This window comes from Cardiobacterium valvarum (assembly GCF_900460955.1).
Lineage (GTDB): Bacteria > Pseudomonadota > Gammaproteobacteria > Cardiobacteriales > Cardiobacteriaceae > Cardiobacterium > Cardiobacterium valvarum.
Window position 1 is genome coordinate 1,876,006 of record NZ_UFUW01000001.1, and the last position, 19,992, is coordinate 1,895,997.

Annotated in this window: 14 protein-coding genes and 1 pseudogene; 1 reads left to right on the forward strand and 14 read right to left on the reverse strand. The window is 57.7% G+C overall.

Annotated features, from left to right (window positions below; genetic code table 11):
* Window positions 1-149: 149 nt before the first annotated feature.
* Window positions 150-2,093, forward strand: a complete 1,944-nt coding sequence (locus DY250_RS09150) for a hypothetical protein (protein WP_115612032.1) — start codon at window positions 150-152, stop codon at window positions 2,091-2,093.
* Between the two features lie 111 nt (window positions 2,094-2,204).
* On the opposite strand, the gene prfH is transcribed toward DY250_RS09150, so the two are convergent.
* The 14 genes and pseudogenes from prfH to metE all read right to left on the reverse strand — a co-directional run bounded on the left by prfH (window position 2,205) and on the right by metE (window position 19,948).
* Window positions 2,205-2,813, reverse strand: a complete 609-nt coding sequence (gene prfH, locus DY250_RS09155) for a peptide chain release factor H (RefSeq protein ID WP_115612033.1) — start codon at window positions 2,811-2,813, stop codon at window positions 2,205-2,207.
* Entirely contained in the window at window positions 2,813-3,904 is a 1,092-nt protein-coding gene (locus tag DY250_RS09160) for an RNA ligase RtcB family protein (protein ID WP_218565571.1), read from the reverse strand. Before DY250_RS09160 ends, prfH begins: the two co-directional genes overlap by 1 nt.
* Window positions 3,905-4,272: 368 nt before the next feature.
* On the reverse strand, window positions 4,273-4,914 hold the full coding sequence (locus DY250_RS09165) for a DUF4276 family protein (protein ID WP_115612034.1): 642 nt from the start codon (window positions 4,912-4,914) through the stop codon (window positions 4,273-4,275).
* 2 nt (window positions 4,915-4,916) lie between these two features.
* On the reverse strand, window positions 4,917-6,140 hold the full coding sequence (locus tag DY250_RS09170; protein WP_115612035.1) for an AAA family ATPase: 1,224 nt from the start codon (window positions 6,138-6,140) through the stop codon (window positions 4,917-4,919).
* Window positions 6,141-6,154: 14 nt separating this feature from the next.
* The gene (locus DY250_RS09175) at window positions 6,155-7,747 is read right to left on the reverse strand and encodes a peptide chain release factor 3 (protein ID WP_115612036.1); all 1,593 of its coding nucleotides are present in this window, start codon (window positions 7,745-7,747) and stop codon (window positions 6,155-6,157) included.
* A 232-nt stretch (window positions 7,748-7,979) separates the two neighbouring features.
* Window positions 7,980-10,263: pseudogene (gene pflB, locus DY250_RS09180) on the reverse strand (formate C-acetyltransferase).
* 274 nt (window positions 10,264-10,537) lie between these two features.
* Window positions 10,538-12,124, reverse strand: coding sequence for a glucose-6-phosphate isomerase (pgi, locus tag DY250_RS09185; protein ID WP_115612037.1), 1,587 nt, complete (start codon window positions 12,122-12,124; stop codon window positions 10,538-10,540).
* An 11-nt stretch (window positions 12,125-12,135) separates the two neighbouring features.
* Entirely contained in the window at window positions 12,136-13,758 is a 1,623-nt protein-coding gene (locus tag DY250_RS09190; RefSeq protein ID WP_115612038.1) for an alpha-D-glucose phosphate-specific phosphoglucomutase, read from the reverse strand.
* Between the two features lie 336 nt (window positions 13,759-14,094).
* Window positions 14,095-14,703, reverse strand: coding sequence for a DUF4189 domain-containing protein (locus DY250_RS09195; protein WP_115612039.1), 609 nt, complete (start codon window positions 14,701-14,703; stop codon window positions 14,095-14,097).
* A gap of 269 nt (window positions 14,704-14,972) precedes the next feature.
* On the reverse strand, window positions 14,973-15,584 hold the full coding sequence (locus tag DY250_RS09200; RefSeq protein WP_115612040.1) for a DUF4189 domain-containing protein: 612 nt from the start codon (window positions 15,582-15,584) through the stop codon (window positions 14,973-14,975).
* Window positions 15,585-15,857: 273 nt separating this feature from the next.
* Complete coding sequence (locus tag DY250_RS09205) at window positions 15,858-16,448, reverse strand: DUF4189 domain-containing protein (RefSeq protein WP_115612041.1); 591 nt, start codon at window positions 16,446-16,448, stop codon at window positions 15,858-15,860.
* A 276-nt stretch (window positions 16,449-16,724) separates the two neighbouring features.
* Entirely contained in the window at window positions 16,725-17,303 is a 579-nt protein-coding gene (locus DY250_RS09210; protein WP_172542310.1) for a DUF4189 domain-containing protein, read from the reverse strand.
* Window positions 17,304-17,478: 175 nt separating this feature from the next.
* The gene (locus tag DY250_RS14770; protein WP_281270370.1) at window positions 17,479-17,601 is read right to left on the reverse strand and encodes a hypothetical protein; all 123 of its coding nucleotides are present in this window, start codon (window positions 17,599-17,601) and stop codon (window positions 17,479-17,481) included.
* Between the two features lie 67 nt (window positions 17,602-17,668).
* Entirely contained in the window at window positions 17,669-19,948 is a 2,280-nt protein-coding gene (gene metE / locus DY250_RS09215; RefSeq protein ID WP_115612043.1) for a 5-methyltetrahydropteroyltriglutamate--homocysteine S-methyltransferase, read from the reverse strand.
* Between the last annotated feature and the right edge of the window lie 44 nt (window positions 19,949-19,992).

Here is a 19,992-nt window from a genome sequence, read left to right on the forward strand (position 1 = left end):
AACCCGTTAACCCCGGTAGGCTTCGTACATGACCCCAAAGCCCCCTCACCGGCCGCTTCCCATACTCACGCTGCTTAATGGGGCACCGCCTTCTCGCGGCGTACCAAGGGAGTTGGTATAAAACCCTCAACCTCACAGGAGAATACGCCATGCAATTACGCATTACCCTGCTCACCGCTGCCCTGCTCACCAGCGGGGCCAGCTTCGCTGCCACGCAGTACTACGGCGGTATGTACCAGTGCAAATCACCGGGTTACCTCAACCTCGCCGTAAGCGAGGGCAAACCCGCCAATGTCGATCTTCGCTATTACCTTGTTGAAGAAGACAGTTACTACCACCTCAAAGGTGAAGCTGAATGGGGCAAAAACGGCGGTGAATTTCGCGACGGCAGTATCGGGTTACGCGTCAAAGACAACAAAGCCACCTGGTTGGGCTGGGACGGCAAAGTTAATGAAGACTGCACCCCCTTCACCCTCAGTGCAAGAAAGCCGCCACTGGAAGAAGCACAAGCCCTGCTGGATCTCCTGAAAACTGCCGGCACCGATGCGACAGGTGTGCGCAGCGTTGCCGAAGCCGAAACTGCCGTGCCTCCGGCGGATATGCTGCCCGAACTCGATCGGACCGCCACCAAACAGGCGATTGATCAGGCGCGCAGCGACTACTGGGCGCGCGCTTTCGCCGACCGTCGGCAAAAAGTCGCCACTATGCCCATCACGGGCGATGGCAAAGACTATCTCTCTACTGTGCAACCGCTGCTTAATGCCGACATGGGGCCCAGAGGACTTTTTCGCCGTTACGATAATGCCGCTGCCGCACAAAAATATGAAAACGCCCTTATCGCTTACCGCCTGGCCATAACCGGTCTTGATCCGATGCTGGCCCGCCGTTCTACAAAAGCGCTATGCGACCGCCTCAACATGTTCAGCGGGTGGTATGCCAATACCTCCGAACGCCTGCAAATCGCTACGGGCATCCCGTTTGCCTTCTGGACCCGCGACATAGCGCAAGAAACCATTGATCAACTGCGCAATTGCAAGCAGGGTGATGCTGCTGACTGGATTGTAGACAACTTCCCAACGATCACCCAGGCAGCCGACACCTACCAGGCTATCATCCCGAAAATCAAGGAAATGCTCGCCCTGCCGGATGACCACGACACCCTCGTCAAAACCGGCGGCCTGACGCTAGATAAAACGCTGCGCGAACAATACAAATTGAAAAACGACGATATCGACCTGATGAGCGGCGGCGCACTGGGGCAAAAACGCGAAACCATCAAAAACAAAATCAGCGGTGATATCCCTGCCATTATTGACAAAGCGCTGGCAGAGCAAGAGTACCGCTCGCAATATAAACTCTGCGAAGAACTTTTTGAACAAACCGGTATGCGCGACCTCGTCCAGCAATGCGCGGAAATCGCCCCGGCACACATGGCACAAGCCGCCCTCAACAAAGCCATCGCCAATGCGGACAGCATTAACAGCATTGCCGCTGCCCGCGAAGTGGACTGGCTGCAGCTGCCGCGTGTCAATAACGCCTCTGACGAAGCCATCGCCAAAGCAGAAGCCGCGCTCGAACCCGCCCGCGAACGCATCGCCAAACTCATATTGAGCGACATAGACGCCAAAATTGCCGCATCCCCCGACAGCGCTCTCAGCAGCGATGCCTGCCCGGATGCCTACCGTGTCCCAGACACCATCCAGCGTGCCTTTGATAGCTGCGAACAACGCGTCCGGGCGCACAACAGCGCCGTCGCCGAAGCCAAATGCCAAACGGCTATCGCCGCATCCGGCGCGAAAGACATCGCGGAAAACCGCATCCGCCTCTATTCATGGCGCAAGGGCGGCGAAGTGGAAGTCAACATCGGCAAACTTATCTGCGACTCGGATATGCCTATTACCATTGGAAAATCCGGCTGGTTGAGCAATAGCCGCGAACTCAAAGCCGGTGTGGACGGTGAAGAGATCATCGCTACCATCAAACCGGACAAAGACGACGTGTGGACCATCACCGCCGTCAAGGGTTGGATACCGCCTCAAGATACCCCGGTTTCCATCTGCCTCTGGAACCGCGAAGTCTGCAGCAGGAAATAAAAGATACCGACGCCCTCCCCCGCTGGTTGTCCACGAGCTCAGGTTTTATCCCGCTTGGCGGTCATCCTCAAAAAAGCCCCGCAGGGCGGGGCTTTGATTTTGGTGAAAGGATTAAGCGCGTTCGCGAAAGTCGTCGCCGACAAAGATGCGCACCGGATTGCCGCGTTCAATCTGGAAATGGCGGCAGTGTTGCGCGTGTCGCTGCACGGCCTCCCGTTCCACCACCAGCGCAGCGTGGCGCGCATCCAGTTGTTGGTACGCGAGACGGCGGTTCGCATGCTGCGAGCGTTCCGCCTGCACTTTGACGCGCAGGCCGCTCACGCTGTCCGTCGCCCACACCGCGCTGCGCGTTTTGTTGACGTGCTGCCCGCCTTTGCCGCCCGCTTTGCAGCTTTGGATGAGGATGTCACCCCGCGCAACGGGAGCGGTCTCTGCCAGCGGGTAGATGCCGATGTACCAGTTTTTGCGCGGATGCCTGGGGCGGATGCGGCTTTGCCAGATCCACTGGATGGTACCCTGCCAGCGCGCGGCGAAGGCTGCCACCTCGTCGCCGCTTAACGTGATGACGGCAGACTGGATGCCGTGCCGGCTGCGGCGTTCGTCGTGGATTTCCACGCGGATGCCATGCGCGGCAGCTTCGGCGCTGAGACGTTGCAGGGCAAAGGCGGCGGCTCGTTCGCATTCGCCGGGGCCGTGTGCGGCGCTGATTTGCAGTTTCATCAGGCATCCCCCCGCGTTTTGTAGGTGAGGACGGGCGTGAGGCGCAGCACCGGCTCGATAAGGCCGAAGTCGGTGAGGGCCGCGATGGTGTGCTCAATGTTGCGGTAGGCCTGCGGCGCTTCGTCGTAAAGCAGGGTTTTGTCGGCGCAGATGATATGGCCGCCGTAGGGGTTGCGCAGCAGTTCTTTCGGACGGTATTTGCCGGACAGGCGCGCTTTGCAGGCGCCACGCTGCCATTTGCGTCCGGCACCGTGGGCAAGGCTGGCAAGATTGCCTACATCCCGTCCGGCCGGGCGGACGAGGTAGCTGGCACTGCCGCGCGATCCGGCGATAACAACGAGGCCGGCCGCACCTTTGCGGTGCAGCCAGCCATCCACGCCGTTCAGGTGCGTGTGCACGAGCTGGTTGTGCGCGGTGTCGCTGACGGGGTGCAGCGTGGCGCCGAGGTTTTGCGCAAGGCGGGCGGCGATGAGGCTGCGGTTTGCTTTGCCGTAAGCAACGGCAGCGTCGTGCGCGGCGAGATAAGCGGCGGCATCCGGACTTGCGGCGGCAAGCGGCGCATGGCCGTGCTGCTTGATGTGCGCGCGCAGGATAGCGCCGCCATAACCGCGTGAACCGCTGTGGACGAGGACGCACAAGGCATCCGCGTCGAAATCCGGCGGCAGTTGCGCAGGGGCAAGGACGGCATCAACGCGCTGGATTTCCGCGAAGTGGTTGCCGCCGCCGATGGTGCCGAGGGCGTGACGGTAGGGGTGGTCGGCGGTGATGCCTGTGGCCACGATATGCGGCAGCCAGTCGTCATCAAGCGGACTTTCAAGTTCGCCGATGCGGCGCAGTAGCTTGTCCGCACTGGTTTTGCGCGCGGCAAGGTCACTCTGCCACAGGCTCATGCCGCAGCCGATATCAGCGCCGATGAGGGCGGGATAGAGGTGGCTGTGGCTGCAAAATGCGGCACCAACGGGATAGCCGCGCCCCGGATGCAGGTCAGGCATACCGGCGGCAGCGTCAATGTGAGCAAGGGCGGCAGTGCGGTTGAGTTGCTCAATGGCGCTGCCTTCGGGGGTGGTTTTGTGGTCGGCAATGATGACCACGGCTTTTTAATTGCCCATAGGAATCCTGTGATTGTTCGGTGAAAGACGCAATCACAAGCGGGCGGAAGAATGGGAAGCCGCTCAGGCGTTGTGATTGCAGGGAGTGATGTCAGTCGTGCGGGTACGCATCATGGGAACCTCCTTGCGGTTAAGTGAATCGGGATAAAACGGGCGCGGATTACAGGGATGCGGGGGCGGGCGGGCAAGGTTTTTGTTGCGTGTCAGCAACAGATAGCGGCGATTTTCATGCCGTTAGTCGTACGAACTCCATTTGACCCGCGAGCTGAAAAAGCCGTTGTGGTAGTTCATGGGGTCTCCTTGTGAGTGGGGTTATTGCGCGGAATGCGCAAGTTGGCCATTGGGCTGGTTCAGGGATTTGCACTCAGGCGGCGGATACCGGCGCAGAATTTACGGAAACTGGGTGAGAGGTTGCGTTCGGGTTCGAGCAAGGGGGCTATGTTTTCCGCCCATTCGTATTTTTTGCTGCCGACGGTTTTGTCGCGTTTGAGGCCGGTCGCGCCTTCGGGGTAAATGACGTCGGCCAAGAGTTCCCATGTGCCGCAAATGCTGTCTTGTTTGTAGCGTTTGAGTTTGTCTTGGCGCTGTCTGGCTGTGGGGTAAGCTCGCAATAGGGCGTGCTTGTCGCCCAGATACCAGGCCTCGATTTCTTCGATGGCCAGGCGGATGAGGACGGTAAGTGCGGGAGCGCTGACCGCTACCAACGCGTTAAGCTCGGCAAGGAAGGCCGCACAGTTGCGGTTATCGGTATCGACCAGCACGACGACAGCATCAATGCCGGGGGTATTGGCATAGCCTTGCAGGAGGCGGGGCAAGTTGTCGAGCAAAATACGTTTGTTTGGGTCGGTTGTTCCTTTAAGGTTGGGCGGAATATGGCCGACTCCTTTGTAAGCGTGGATGCGCCATGTGTGTGCCGGATCTAGCAGTTTGGGCAGTAAGGCACTCAGCAGTTTTTTACCAGAGGCGTCTTCAACCAGGAATTCGATGTGCATGGTTAAGCCCGATCCAAATAGTCGCTGTACCACAGTCCGCCCAGAGGCAGGCCTTCTTTCACCAAACGGTTGACCAGCGCGATGTCGGAGGCGCGACGGATGGTGGAGAATCCGTCGCTGCCTTTTTCCAGTATCCATACTTCTTCCGGCGAGAGTGCGTCAACGAAATAGGGTTGGTGCGTCGTCACGAAGATTTGCGGCGCATTTTTTTTGCCGGTGGCATGGGCGCGGAATTCATTGGCCAGGGTTTCCAGCAGCTTGTGGTAAAGACCATTTTCCGGTTCTTCGATACAGATAAAGGGCGGCGGTTCGGGGTCTTCCAAAAGCAGCAGGTAGGCAAAAATTTTCAGGGTGCCATCGGACATTTGCTGGGCGAAAAAGGGATCGGTGAAGGCGCCGTCGTTGAAGCGCAGGAGTACGCGTTTGTCGGCGGTAACTTCGGTGTCAATATGGGTGATGCCGGGGATTCTTTCGGCAATACGGAGGAGGATTTTGCGGAATCTTTCTTTGTGTTCGCGCTCCATGTATTGCACGACGTTGCCGATGTTGTCACCGTGGATGTTGAGGTGGCGCTGCGCTCCAGCATTGGACAGGGTGCGCGCAGCATCAGGGTAGAAGTAGGACAGATACCAGCTTTTCAGGAAGTCGCGAAAACGCTGGATACGCGGATGTTCGCGCAGGGTGCCGAGGGTGGCGATGCCGAGTTGACGCGGATCGGTCAATTCGACGGGAATTTTGCTGCTGTCTTCTTCGCTTTCGACAGCATCTTGACCGGCCCAAGCGGTGCCTTTGCCGTGATTAAGACGGAGAAAGGGGAAGGGTTGGCCGTGTTTTTGCCCTTTACGCCGCTGTTTGAGGGTTTCTGATTCGACGTAAGGACGCTCGTGTTTATCAAGGTTGATAGCGAGTTCGTAGGTGATGGGGCGCTCGCTTTTGGATTCGCGGTAATAGATTTCAAAGCGGATAGGTTCATCCGTACCTTTGCTGCGCAGACGCTCGAAGCCGCCGCGCTGTTTCATGTCGCAGGCGGTTTCCACATCGGTAGCGAGGCAGTCGGCGATGAAGCCGAAAGCATCAAGCAGCGTGCTTTTGCCGGCGCCGTTTTTACCGATGACGACGGTGAAGGGTGTCAATGCTGTGGCGTTTTGCCCATATGACACTTTGCCGAGGGTGATGTCGCGCAAGGCGCGAAAGTTTTGCACGCGGAAGCCTTCAATAACGGCCATGGTTTCCTCCGGATTTATTGCGCCAAATGGTCGCGGGTAGCGGCGAAGCCAATGTCGGGGTGGCGTTCCTGGGTGAGTTGCAGGTTGACGCGGCTGGGCGCGACGTACACCAGCTGCCCGTAGTGGTCGTGGGCGAGGTTTGCCTGGTTTTTGTCGGTAAAGGCTTTCAGCGCTTTATCATCCGGCGCTTCTACCCAGCGCGCGGTGGCGACATTTACCCCTTCAAACTGGCACTCGACGTTGTATTCGGTTTTGAGGCGCTCTTTGACAACATCGAATTGCAACACGCCGACCGCGCCGAGGATGAGGTCGTTGCCAATCAGCGGTTTGAAGAATTGGGTCGCGCCTTCTTCACAGAGTTGTTCCAGCCCTTTCAGGAGCGCTTTCATTTTCAGCGGATCTTTCAGGCGGACGCGGCGGAAGAGTTCCGGCGCGAAATCAGGGATGCCGGTGAATTGCAGGTCTTCGCCTTCGGTAAAAGTGTCGCCGATGCGGATGGTGCCGTGGTTGTGGATACCGATGATGTCACCGGCGACGGCGCTGCTGATGTGTTCGCGTTCGGCGGCGAGAAAGGTGAGTGCGTCGGGGATTTTCACGTCACGCGCGAGACGCACCTGGCGCAGTTTCATGCCGGGGGTGAAGGTGCCGGAATTGATGCGCATGAAGGCGATGCGGTCACGGTGTTTCGGATCCATGTTCGCCTGGATTTTGAAGACGAAGCCGCTGAATTTGTCTTCCTGCGGGGCAACGGCACGCGCCGTGGTCTGCCGCGCGCGCGGCGCAGGGGCGTATTCGGCAAAGCCGTTCAGCATTTCGCGCACGCCGAAGTTGCCAATCGCCGAGCCGAAGTACACCGGCGTCAATTCGCCGCGCAGGTAGGCATCATGATCAAAGGGGTTACCCGCTTCGCGCAGCAGCTCGATTTCGTCGCGGAAGGCGGCGATGGTGTCGGACAGGAGTTCGTCAAGGCGCGGGTTGTCGAGGCCCTGCACTTCTTCGCCGTTGTTGACCAGCGCGCCTTTGCCCGCGTCGTAAAAATAGACCCTGTCTTCCAGCAGGTGATAGACACCGCGCAAGGTGCGTCCCATGCCAATCGGCCAGGTGACGGGCGCGCAGCGGATTTTCAGCACGTCTTCGACTTCATCGAGCAGGCTCATCGGCTCACGTCCCTCGCGGTCAAGCTTGTTGATGAAAGTGAAGATGGGGGTGTCGCGCAGGCGGCAGACTTCCATCAGCTTGATGGTGCGTTCTTCGACGCCTTTGGCACAGTCAATGACCATCAGTGCCGAGTCCACGGCGGTAAGGGTGCGGTAGGTATCTTCGGAAAAGTCTTCGTGGCCGGGGGTGTCGAGCAGGTTGATGACGCGACCGTTATAGGGGAACTGCATCACCGAGCTGGTAACGGAGATACCGCGTTCCTGCTCCATTTTCATCCAGTCGGAGGTGGCATGGCGCGCTGCCTTGCGTCCTTTGACCGTGCCGGCGAGTGCTATCGCGCCGCCAAAGAGCAGCAGTTTTTCGGTGAGGGTGGTTTTCCCCGCGTCGGGGTGGGAAATGATGGCGAAGGTGCGGCGGTCGCGGTAGTCGTTGGAGAGGATGTCGCTCATGGTTTTCGGGCTGGTTGAAAGAGAAACCGCGCACGGGGCGCGGCAGGAACGAGTTTAGTATAAGCGCTGTCAGGGTTTGGCGTCAGGCCTTCGTGCACGACAACATTGCATCAAGCGGCATCAATACTGGGCTCGCCAAGCGGCGTAGATACTGGGCTTGTCACCGCTACGAAGGTAGCAAACATAAAAAGTGCCGGGGAAGACCCCGGCACTTTTTGGGCACGACAGTGTCTTACATGGTTTGCGTGAAGGTGCGGGTGATGACGTCCATTTGCTGCTCTTTGGTGAGTGAGTTGAAGCGGACGGCATAGCCGGAGACGCGGATGGTCAACTGCGGATAGAGTTCCGGATCGTTCATCGCTTCGATCAGCATTTCGCGGTTCAAGACGTTGACGTTCAGGTGCTGACCACCTTCGATGTCATTGTCATGGTGGAAGTAGCCATCCATCAGGCCGGCAAGGTTAGCCTGACGCGTGGTGTCGTCTTTGCCGAGGGCGCCCGGAATAATGGAGAAGGTATAGGAGATACCATCTTTGGCGTAGGCAAACGGCAGTTTGGCGACCGAGGTCAGGGAAGCAACCGCACCGTTCACATCACGACCATGCATCGGGTTGGCGCCTGGGCCAAACGGTGCGCCAGCACGGCGACCATCCGGGGTGTTGCCGGTTTTCTTGCCGTACACGACGTTGGAGGTGATGGTGAGCACAGACTGGGTCGGGGTGGCACCACGGTACATCTTGTGGCTGGCAACTTTCTTCATGAAGCGTTCGACGAGGTCGCAGGCGATGCTGTCCACGCGTTCATCATTGTTGCCGAATTGCGGGTATTCGCCTTCGATTTCAAAGTCAACGGCGATGCCATTTTCGTCGCGCACCGGGCGGACTTTGGCGTATTTGATGGCGGAGAGCGAGTCGGCAGCGACGGAAAGCCCGGCAATCCCGCAAGCCATGGTGCGATAAACGTCGCGGTCATGCAGCGCCATCAGTGCAGCTTCGTAGCTGTATTTGTCGTGCATGTAGTGGATGCAGTTCAGCGCGGTAACGTACTGGGTAGCCAGCCAATCCATGAAGTTGTCCATGCGGGTGATGACGGTGTCATAGTCGAGCACTTCATCGGTGAGCGGGGCAATTTTCGGGCCGACCTGGTCTTTGGATTTTTCGTCAACGCCGCCGTTGATGGCATACAGCAGGGTTTTGGCAAGGTTGGCGCGGGCACCGAAGAACTGCATTTGTTTGCCGACCACCATCGGGCTGACGCAGCAGGCGATAGCGTAGTCATCGCTGTTGAAGTCCGGGCGCATCAAGTCGTCGTTTTCGTACTGAATGGAGGAGGTATCAATGGAGACTTTCGCGCAGAAGTGTTTGAAGCCGACCGGCAGTTGTTCGGACCAGAGGATAGTCATGTTCGGTTCCGGCGACGGGCCCATGTTGTAGAGGGTGTGCAGGAAGCGGAAGCTGTTCTTGGTAACGAGCGTACGGCCATCAAGCCCCATGCCGCCGATGGATTCGGTCGCCCAAATCGGGTCGCCGGAGAAGAGCTGGTCGTATTCCGGGGTACGCAGGAAGCGAACCATGCGCAGTTTCATGACGAGGTGGTCAATCATTTCTTGCGCTTCGCTTTCGGTGATGACGCCGTTTTTCAGATCGCGTTCGATGTAGATGTCAAGGAAGGTGGAAACGCGGCCAAAGCTCATGGCGGCGCCGTTTTGGGATTTGACGGCAGCGAGGTAGCCGAAGTAAGTCCACTGTACCGCTTCTTTGGCGTTGGTGGCCGGGCCGGAAATGTCGTAACCGTAAGCGGCAGCCATTTCTTTCATTTGGCCGAGGGCGCGGTGCTGCTCGGCGATCTCTTCGCGACGACGGATGGTTTCTTCCAGGTCTTTGCCTGCTTCGAGGTCAGCCTGGAAGGAGTTGAATTGTTTGACTTTGTCAGCCATCAGGAAATCAATACCGTAAAGGGCGACACGGCGGTAGTCACCAATGATGCGGCCACGTCCGTAAAGCGTCCGGCAGGCCGGTCAGTACGCCGGATTTACGGCAACGACGGATGTCCGGGGTATAGACGTCGAATACGCCCTGGTTGTGGGTTTTGCGGTATTCGGTGAAGGCTTTTTTCACTTGCTCGTTGAGCGGGGTGTCATAGATCTTGCAGGAATCCATGACCATCTTGATGCCGCCGTAAGGCATGATGGCGCGTTTCAGCGGTTCATCGGTTTGCAGGCCGACAACAACTTCAAGATTTTTGTCAATATAGCCAGGCGCGTGGCTGTTGATGCCGGAAACGATGTCGGCGTCGATTTTCAGCGGGGCTTTGGTGCGGTTTTCTTCTTTCACACCCTCCATCACGCTGTCCCACAGTTTGGTGGTAGCGGGGGTGGCTGGGGCGAGGAAGCTGCCGTCGCCTTCATACGGGGTGTAGTTCTTCTGGATAAAATCGCGTACGTTAACGCTGTTTTCCCAATCCCCAGCGATGAAGTTAGCCCAAGCGGCAGGGCGATTTTCAGTTTTGGTTAGCATGATTACTCCTATGTGCATGAAAAATGAAACTGTTACTTGCGGCTGCGAATACTATGGCAACCACTTTCTGACTGCAGATATTATATTTTTTTATAAATTTATAGCAAATTGATTTGTTTTTAACGTATTGATTAACATCAAATTTAAATAAAAATCAACTTGTATTACAAGATGATGCGTTTATGTAAATTGTCAGAAAATAAGTCCCGGATTCTGATGTTTTAATTACGCGAAACAAAGCCCCCATTCAGGGGCTTTGTGCGGATAGCGCCTATCAGCTCTTGAGGTAGTTGATGATGGCGGTGGTGGAAGGATCGTGTTCGCCGGTTCTGCCCGCGAGACTCGCTTCGGTACCTTTTGCCAGCACTTTGCCGAGTTCGACGCCCCATTGGTCGTAGGCGTTGACGTCGTAGAGGATGGCCTGCACGGTGACTTTGTGTTCGTACAGGGCGATGAAGGCGCCAAGATTCGCCGGGGTCAGCTCATCCAGGATGATGGTGGTGCTGGGGCGGTTACCCGGACAGGTACGCTGGTAGCGCTCGTTCTCAGGAATATTTTGCAGGTCGCTGTCGTCACGGCCACGCATCAGGGCTTCGGCCTGCGCAGTGCAGTGGCCGTGGATGATGCGTTGTGCGTCTTCGTAGCCTTTCGGCGGGGTTTTGACGGTGACGAAGTCGATCGGGATGTTGCGCTGACCTTGATGGATGAGCTGGAAGAAGGCGTGCTGCGCTTCGGTGCCGGTGCCGCCCCAGACGATGATGCCGCTCGGTTTGGTCAGCGGTTTGCCTTCGCGGTTGGCGCGTTTGCCAAGGCTTTCCATATCAAGCTGTTGCAGGTATTGCGGGAAGGGTTCCATCGAGTTGCAATAGGTGATGACAGCGCGGTTGTTCCAGTTGTAATAGTGGTTGTACCACGCTTCAAGCGTTGCCAGCCACACTGGCATGTTCGCCATCAGCGGCGCAGTCTGGAAGTGTTTGTCCATTTCATGCGCGCCGGCGAGTAGGTCTTCGTAGGCTTCGTAACCGTTTTGCAGGATGAACGGCAGGCTGATAGCCGACCACAGCGAGAAGCGCCCACCGACCCAATCCCAGAAGGGCAGGACGCGTTCGGCGGCAATGCCGAAGGCAGCAGCTTTTTCGACGTTGGCCGAGAGGGCAATCATTTGTTCGTCCGCTTTCTCTCCGCCTGCCGCGCGTAACCATTCGCGCATGTAACCGGCGTTGGAGAGGGTTTCTTCGGTGCCGAAGCTCTTGGACGCGGCAATCAGCAGGGTGGTGGCCGGGTTGAGGCGACGTTTGAGTTCGCTGATTTTGACGGGATCCGGGGTCGCAAGGAAGTGGACGCGGATACGCTCATCAGCGAGGTGTTTGAAGGCGGTGCAGAGCAGGCGCGGACCGAGTTCGGAACCGCCGATGCCGATATGGATGACGTCGGTAATCGCCTGGCCGTCAAAACCTTTCCATTCGCCGCTGCGCACGCGCTCGGCGATGTTTTTCATGCGCGCCCGCACATCGCGGATGTGCGGGCTGACGTCTTCGCCGTTAACGACGAAGGACTGATCGGCAGGTGCACGCAGGCGGTGGTGCAGCGCCGGGCGGTGTTCGCCGGTGTTGACGTTGTCGCCCCGGGTGATGGCGGCGATACCTTCGGCGACACCCGCACTATCCACCCATTGTTGCCACAGTGCCTTGGTTTGCGCGTTGATATGGTTTTTGGAGAGATCAAGATAGATACCGGCGTGGTGTAGCGTCCATTCCTGCACACGACCCGGTTCGGCGGCGAACCATTCACTCAGGGTTTTGCTTTGGATGGTGTCTTTGTGGGACTTCAGTTTTTCGTGCAGTGTGCTCATTGTCGTCATGTCCTTTTACCTTAAACGATGTTGTCGGGTTGAGTGCGTTGGCAATAGTGTTCGAGATTCATCATGCCTTGCGCCATCGTGGCGAGCGTCGAGGTAGTACCGGCGAGTGCGGGCGGGGTATCTACGTCTGATTGCCAGTATTCAACATACATGCGCAGGGTGGTGCCACGGCTGTCGGTGCCGGAGAGGCGGCAGATGATGCGCGCCTGCTCGCCGAACTGGATTTGCAGACCCTGACCGGGGCTGGTTTCACCGTTGGTCGGATCCACATAATTAAACTGCTGCGCATCGGTAATCAGCAGCCCGCTTACCGTTTGCCCGCGCAGTTTTTCCAGCTGAATTTCAAATTGTTTCAGCATTTCGTCGGCAGTGGCCTTGTCGAGCGCGGTGTAATCGAAGCGGTTGAAAATGTGGCGGCCATATTTCTTCCAGTGTGCCTCGATGATGTCATCCGGCGTCTTGCCCGTAGCGGCTTGCAGGTTGAGCCAGCACAGTACCGCCCAGATGCCGTCCTTCTCGCGGATATGGTTACCGCCGGTGCCGAAGCTTTCCTCGCCACAGAGGTGGATCAGGTCGGCGTCCAGCAAATTGGCGAAATACTTCCAGCCGGTCGGCGTTTCATAACAGTTCAGGCCACGCGCGGTGCAGACTGCATCCACGGCGCGGCTGGTCGGCATCGTCCGCCCGACACCTTTCAGTGTGCGCAGGCAGGGGATGAACTGATGATTGTCGGCAATCACCGCGAGACTGTCGCAAGGATTCACAAAATGCTTGCGCCCGGTAATCAAGTTGCGATCGCCGTCACCATCGCTGGCCGCGCCCATCACCACTGCCGGGTTGGCGGCAATCGCCGCTTCCAATTCATCAATATGCGCGGGTGACGGGTCGGGGTGACCACCGCCGAAATCGGGCAGGGGCTTGGTGTTCAGCAGAAAATTCTGCGGCAGGCCGAGGCGCTTGCTGAAAACCTCAATCGCATACGGGCCAGTCGCGGCGTGCATCGCGTCAAACACAAACGGATGCTTGGCAATATGCGCCTTGATGGCGGGAAAATCGAAGAGCGATTCCATCAGGTCAGCATAATCGGCGGTGCTGCTGATGACGCGGATTTCCGTGTCGCCCAGGCGGTAACTGCCTGGTGTGGCCAAAGACGGCAATTCGACATCGGCGATGGTGTATTCCGTGAGCGACTTGGATACGGCGAAGGCTGCTTCTGTGGCATGCTCCGGCGCGGGTTGCCCGGCGGCGAGATTGAACTTGATGCCGAAATCGCCATCCTTGCCACCCGGGTTGTGGCTGGCTGACAAAATAATGCCGAAATCGGCGTGATAGTGGCGGATGACGTGCGAGGCAGCAGGCGTGGACAGGAGACCGTTCTCACCAACCAGCACCAGCTTCGCACCTTGTGCCACCGCCATTTTCAGCACGATGGCGGCAGCCTCTGCGCCGTAATAGCGCCCGTCGCCACCGAGCACCATCGTTTTGCCGGCGACGCCGCCCAGCGAGGTAAAGATGGACTGGATGAAACTTTCGGTGTAATGCGGCTGCTGATAATGCGGCACTGTCTTGCGCAGACCGGAAGTACCGGGACGTTGATCATCGAACGTTGCGAATTTAATCGTCTTGATATTCATAGAGTTACCTCTTCGGTGGCGGGAAAACTAACCGTATTTTAACGCTAATGCCGTGGATTTGGTATTAACGATGCGGGGTTTTGTGTGAAAAACACAGAGAGGTTCACATCATTACGGATCCAGCCATTACGCCGCGTGGCAGCCACCCTACCCTCTTCTACAAACCGCGTCGCTATCCCGCTTGACGGACCCAGTAACAACGCCGCATGGTGGCGGGTCGGGCCGCCGGATACAGGTGTCCGGCCTGCGGCGACTTCGCAGAAACTCGCGTGGCCTGTTTTACTTGCGTTGCAGCTTGCGCTTTCAGGTCGCCTTTTGCCGATACCCAATCCAATGTCAATCTTGCCCGTACACGCTGTAATCGTAGCCCGTGCAGAACGTATCGCCAGTGCGGGTTGTTTGCACATCAGCATAGCTGCATTGGTTGTGGCCGTGCACCGCTTCGCAGGCGCGCACCGCCTGCACGATGGCCTGCTGCCCGTTATGGTCTTTGCCGACAAAGAAATCAGACGGCCCGTTTGGCCCGCCGTCGGGATAGGCGAACATGGCGCAGGTGTTGGCGAAAGTGGCTACCAGATGGCAGCTTCTGCCACGACCACACTGGCGCATGGTTTCTTCCACCGCACGGGCTTCAGTGCGGTAGCCGCCGGCAGCCACCACCCGCCGGTTTGGGATGTCATAAGCAACCGCCATATAAAACGGCGTGCGGTGCAGTTCCGCGATTTCGGCTTGCACTTCCGCCTCGCGCTGCTCCCAGGCGCGTATTTCGGCGGCGGTGGGGCCGGAGTAGGTTGGCTGTTGTTGTGCTTCGCGGTTCTGCTGGATTTGCTTGTTCAGCCCGTCTGCCAGCCACGGATCGAAACCATCCGCCCAGGCCAAGCCCGCACTGCCCAACAGCAGCGCCGCCAATACGCCCGCTGCCGTGTTCATCATGGTTTGCTTCATCTTGCCGCTCCTGTTTTGAAAGGGGAATAAGGGTATTGCCGCTGGCCGGAGTGTAACAAAGTCTCGCAGACCGCCCCTGCTGCTTGAAGGCTATCTGAAAAGTGTCGTATAGGCAGCCCGCTGTTAGGCTTGGAACGGTGGGCCGAAGTTCCTGCGGGCCGAAAAATAAAACGAAGTGGCACATGGGCGGCGGAAGCTGCAAGTCACTTGTGCAGGTTACAGCCAAAAGGCTACCTGAAATTTCAGGTAGCCTTTTTGCTGTAACTGGCTTAATGCTGGCCGTAGATACTGTAATCGTAGCCAGTACACAAGGGTTTACGGACTTGCCAATAGCTGCAATTGCCCGCGCCGTGCTGCGCTTCGCAGGAGTGCATGGCTTTGGTCGCTGCCTGCCTGTCATCCTTATCTAAGGCAACGAAAATATCTGCCGCCGATTTTGCCCGGCTGTCTGGCTCAACCACGGCGGCGCAGGTGTTGGCAAACGTTTTGATAACCCGACAATTGGACGAGCTGCATTGCTTCAGGGTTTCTTCCACGGCTCGGTGCTCGGAAATATAGCCGCCGCTCCACATGGATTGGCGGGTGTCGAAATCATAGGCAATCGCCATATAAAACGGTGTGCGGCGCAGTTCCGCGATTTCGGCTTGCACCTCCGCCTCGCGCTGCTCCCAGGCGCGTATTTCGGCGGCGGTGGGGCCGCGTGGAGTAGCTTGCTGATTATTCTGCTGCTGTTGGTAATACATACCGATTTCGTTTTGCTGCCGCTGGAATTCTTGTTGCTGAATTTGCGCTGGTGTGAGTTGTGCCCAAGCCAAGCCCGCGCCGCCCAATAGCACTGCCACCAATACGCCCGCTGCCGTGTTCATCATGGTTTGCTTCATCTTGCCGCTCCTGTTTGGAAAGGGGAAAAAGGGTATTGCCGCTGGCCGGAGTGTAACAAAGTCTCGCAGACCGCCCCTGCTGCTTGAAGGCTATCTGAAAAGTGTCGTATAGGCAGCCCGCTGTTAGGCTTGGAACGGTGGGCCGAAGTTCCTGCGGGCCGAAAAATAAAACGAAGTGGCACATGGGCGGCGGAAGCTGCAAGTCACTTGTGCAGGTTACGCTTGGCAAAAGGCTACCTGAAATTTCAGGTAGCCTTTTTGGCTGTAACCGGCTTAACGATGGCCGTAGATACTGTAATCGTAGCCCGTGCAGAAAGCCATGCCGTTTTTAGTACGCGGGTTCAAATAGCTGCATTGCCCTTGCCCATGTCGGGCTTCGCAGGCTTGTATGGATTTGGCCGCGGCTCTTGAGTCGTCGGTATCAATGCCGACAAACAAATCTTCTGTTGAGCGCGCGCCCCTGTCCGGGCGCGTAACCACGGCGCAAGCGTTTGAGAAGGTTGCAAATACCCGGCAATTGGATGTTTTGCATTGTGCCAAGCTTCTCTCAACTGCCCGGCGTTCAGAATAATAGCCACCGGCCCACATGATTTCAAACGTACCGAAATCATAGGCAACCGCCATATAAAACGGCGTGCGGCGCAGTTCCGCGATTTCGGCTTGTACCTCCGCCTCGCGCTGCTCCCAGGCGCGTATTTCAGCGGCGGTGGGGCCGTGGTAGGTTGGCTGTTGTTGTATCCCGTGATTGCCACGCAACACTTCTTCGTTGATATAGCCCTCACTTACGCCTTGTGCCAAAGCTGCGCCGCCCAATAGCAGCGCCACCAATACGCCCGCTGCCGTGTTCATCATGGTTTGCTTCATCTTGCCGCTCCTGTCTGTTTTGAAAGGGGAAAAAGGGTATTGCCGCTGGCCGGAGTGTAACAAAATTTCGCCAACCGCCCCTGCTGCTTGAAGGCTATCTGAAAAGTGTCATATAGGCAGCCCGCTGTTAGGCTTGGAACGGTGGGCCGAAGTTCCTGCGGGCCGAAAAATAAAACGAAGTGGCACATGGGCGGCGGAAGCTGCAAGTCACTTGTGCAGGTTACACTTGGCAAAAGGCTACCTGAAATTTCAGGTAGCCTTTTGGCTGTAACTGGCTTAATGCTGGCCGTAGATACTGTAATCGTAGCCAGTACACAAGGGTTTACGGACTTGCCAATAGCTGCAATTGCCCGCGCCGTGCTGCGCTTCGCAGGAGTGCATGGCTTTGGTCGCTGCCTGCCTGTCATCCTTATCTAAGGCAACGAAAATATCTGCCGCCGATTTTGCCCGGTTGTCTGGCTCAACCACGGCGGCGCAGGTGTTGGCAAAAGTTCTGATAACCCGACAATTGGACGAGCTGCATTGCTTCAGGGTTTCTTCCACGGCTCGGTGCTCGGAAATATAGCCGCCGCTCCACATGGATTGGCGGGTGTCGAAATCATAGGCGATGGCCATGTAAAACGGCGTGCGGCGCAGTTCCGCGATTTCGGCTTGCACCTCCGCCTCGCGCTGCTCCCAGGCGCGTATTTCAGCGGCGGTGGGGCCGGAGTAGGTTGGCTGTTGTTGTATCCCGTGATTGTCACGCAACACTTCTTCGTTGATATAGCCCTCACTTACGCCTTGTGCCAAAGCTGCGCCGCCCAATAGCACTGCCACCAACGTGCCCGCTGCCGTGTTCATCATGGTTTGCTTCATCTTGCCGCTCCTGTCTGTTTTGAAAAGGGAAAAAGAGTATTGCCGCTGGCCGGAGTGTAGCAAATTTTTGCAGACTGTTTTCCCGCCGCCTGAGGTTGTCTGAAAGCGCAGCAATGGGCCGGATTCAGGTATCCATCCTGCGGCTACTGCAAACTGTTTATGCGGGCTATGCTTGTCAATTGTTGTAATTGCCCGCTCCATGCCGCGGGTTGGTGGTTGTGTTGTTGTCGCCGCCACCACCACAGGCGGTGAGCAGGCCCAGGGTAATGGCGGTGATGGGAAGATTGTGGTGGTGCATGGGGGTTTCCTCTTGTGGTGGATGTGAAAAGCGGTGCCGAAGCACCGCTCTGTTTATACATGCTTTATCAGGCGTATTTTTTGCGCAGGATTTTCGCCGCTTCGACCATGTTGGCGAGCGCCGCTTTGGTTTCCGGCCAGGCGCGGGTTTTCAGGCCGCAGTCCGGGTTGACCCAGAGGCGTTCTTTCGGGATGCGGGCGATGGCTTTGTCCATCAGATCCACCATGCTTTCGACACTGGGCACGTTCGGCGAGTGGATGTCGTACACGCCGGGGCCGATTTCGTTCGGGTAGTTGAAGTCGTCGAAGGCTTTGAGCAGCTCCATGTCGGAACGCGAGGTTTCGATGGTGATGACGTCGGCATCCAGGTCGGCGATGGATTGGATGATGTCGTTGAATTCGCTGTAACACATGTGGGTGTGGATTTGGGTTTCATCTGCCACGCCGTTGGCGCAGACGCGGAAGGCGAAGACGGTCCAGTCCAGATAGGTTTGCCATTGGTCTTTTTTCAGCGGCAGGCCTTCACGCAGCGCCGGTTCGTCAATCTGGATGACGCCGAGGCCGGCTTTTTCGAGGTCGAGCACTTCGTCGCGGATGGCGAGCGCGATTTGCAGGCAGGTTTCGGAGCGCGGCTGGTCGTCACGGACGAAAGACCAGTTGAGGATGGTGACCGGGCCGGTGAGCATGGCTTTCATCGGGCGCCTGGTCAGCGATTGTGCGTATTGTGACCAGAAGACGGTCATCGGTTTCGGGCGCGAGATGTCGCCGTAGATAACCGGCGGTTTGACGCAGCGCGAGCCGAAGGACTGTACCCAGGCGAAGCGGGTGAAGATGTAGCCGTCAAGCTGTTCGCCGAAGTATTCGACCATGTCGTTACGTTCGGCTTCGCCGTGGACGAGGACGTCGATATCCAGTTCTTCCTGGATTTTCACGCACTGGCGGATGTCGGCCTGCATGTCTTCGATGTATTGTGCTTCGCTGATGGCGCCTTTGCGGAAGTCGCTGCGCGATTTGCGGATTTCGACGGTCTGCGGGAAGGAGCCGATGGTGGTGGTCGGGAAGAGCGGCTGCTGGATAGCAGCGTGCTGTTTCGGCGCGCGCGCGGCGTAGGGCGATTGGCGGTTGCCCATGTCCGGGGTAACGGCTTTGACGCGTGTTTTCACGGCTTCGCTGTGGACGCGGGGCGAGGCGCGGCGGGCGGCAAGAGCGGCGGCATTGGCGTCCAGTTCGGCTTTGACGCTGTCGCGGCCACTGTCAAGCGCTTTTTTCAGGATGCGCAGTTCGTCGAGTTTTTGCAGGGCGAACGCCAGCCAGTTTTTGATTTCGACGTCCAGCGTGTCTTCCTGGGCGAGGTCAACCGGCACGTGCAGCAGCGAGCTGCTTGGTGCCAGCCAGAGACGGTCGCCAAGACGGTCACGGATGGGTTCAAGGGTGCCGAGCAGACGGTTGAGGTCAGCCTTCCAGATGTTGCGGCCATCGACCACGCCAAGCGAGATGATTTTGGTTGCCGGCAGCAGGTCCACAAGTTTGTTGATTTCGCCAGCGGCGTTGATGGTGTCGAGGTGGACGCCATCCACGGGCAGGTCGTGCAAGAGGTTGAGGTTGTCGCCGAAGTCGCCGAAATAAGTGGTGAGCAGGATTTTCGGCACGGTGCGGTTCAGCTCGTGATAAGCGGTCTTGACCGCGTGACGCCAATCCTGATCCAGGGTGGTGACCAGCGCGGGTTCATCCACCTGCACCCATTCTGCCCCCGCTTGCGCCAGTTCGTTCAGCAGTTGCTTATAGACGGGCAGCAGGCGTTCGAGCAGGTCAAGGCGGTTGGAATCATCCTTGCTCTTGCCGAGCCAGAGGTAGGTGACGGGGCCGACGATGACGGGTTTGACGCTTTTCACGCCGAGCGCTTGCGCTTCCTTGATCTGATCCAGCAGACGCTGCGGGTTGAGCTTGAACCGGGTGTCCTTGTCGAATTCGGGGACGATGTAGTGATAGTTGCTGTTGAACCACTTGGTCATCTCGCCGGCGGCCACGCCAGCGCCCTTATCGATGGGGCTGCGACCACGCGCGGTACGGAAAAACGCATCCAGCCCGTCGCCACCGCCTTCATAGGCACGCTTCGGCAGATTGCCGAGGGTGACGCTCATGTCGAGGATGTGGTCATACAGTGTGAAATCGCCGACCGGCACATAGTCAAAGCCGGCCTGATTCTGCCAGTGGCGCGCGCGCAGGGCTTTCGCGACCTCTTGCAATTCAGCGGCAGTGCTCTCGCCTTTCCAGTAGGCTTCGAGGGCAAATTTCAGCTCGCGTTTGGCGCCGATGCGCGGGAAACCAAGATTGTGGATGGTTGTCATACATTCTCCGTGAGGTTTGGATGAAAAAACGCGCGCACTATAAC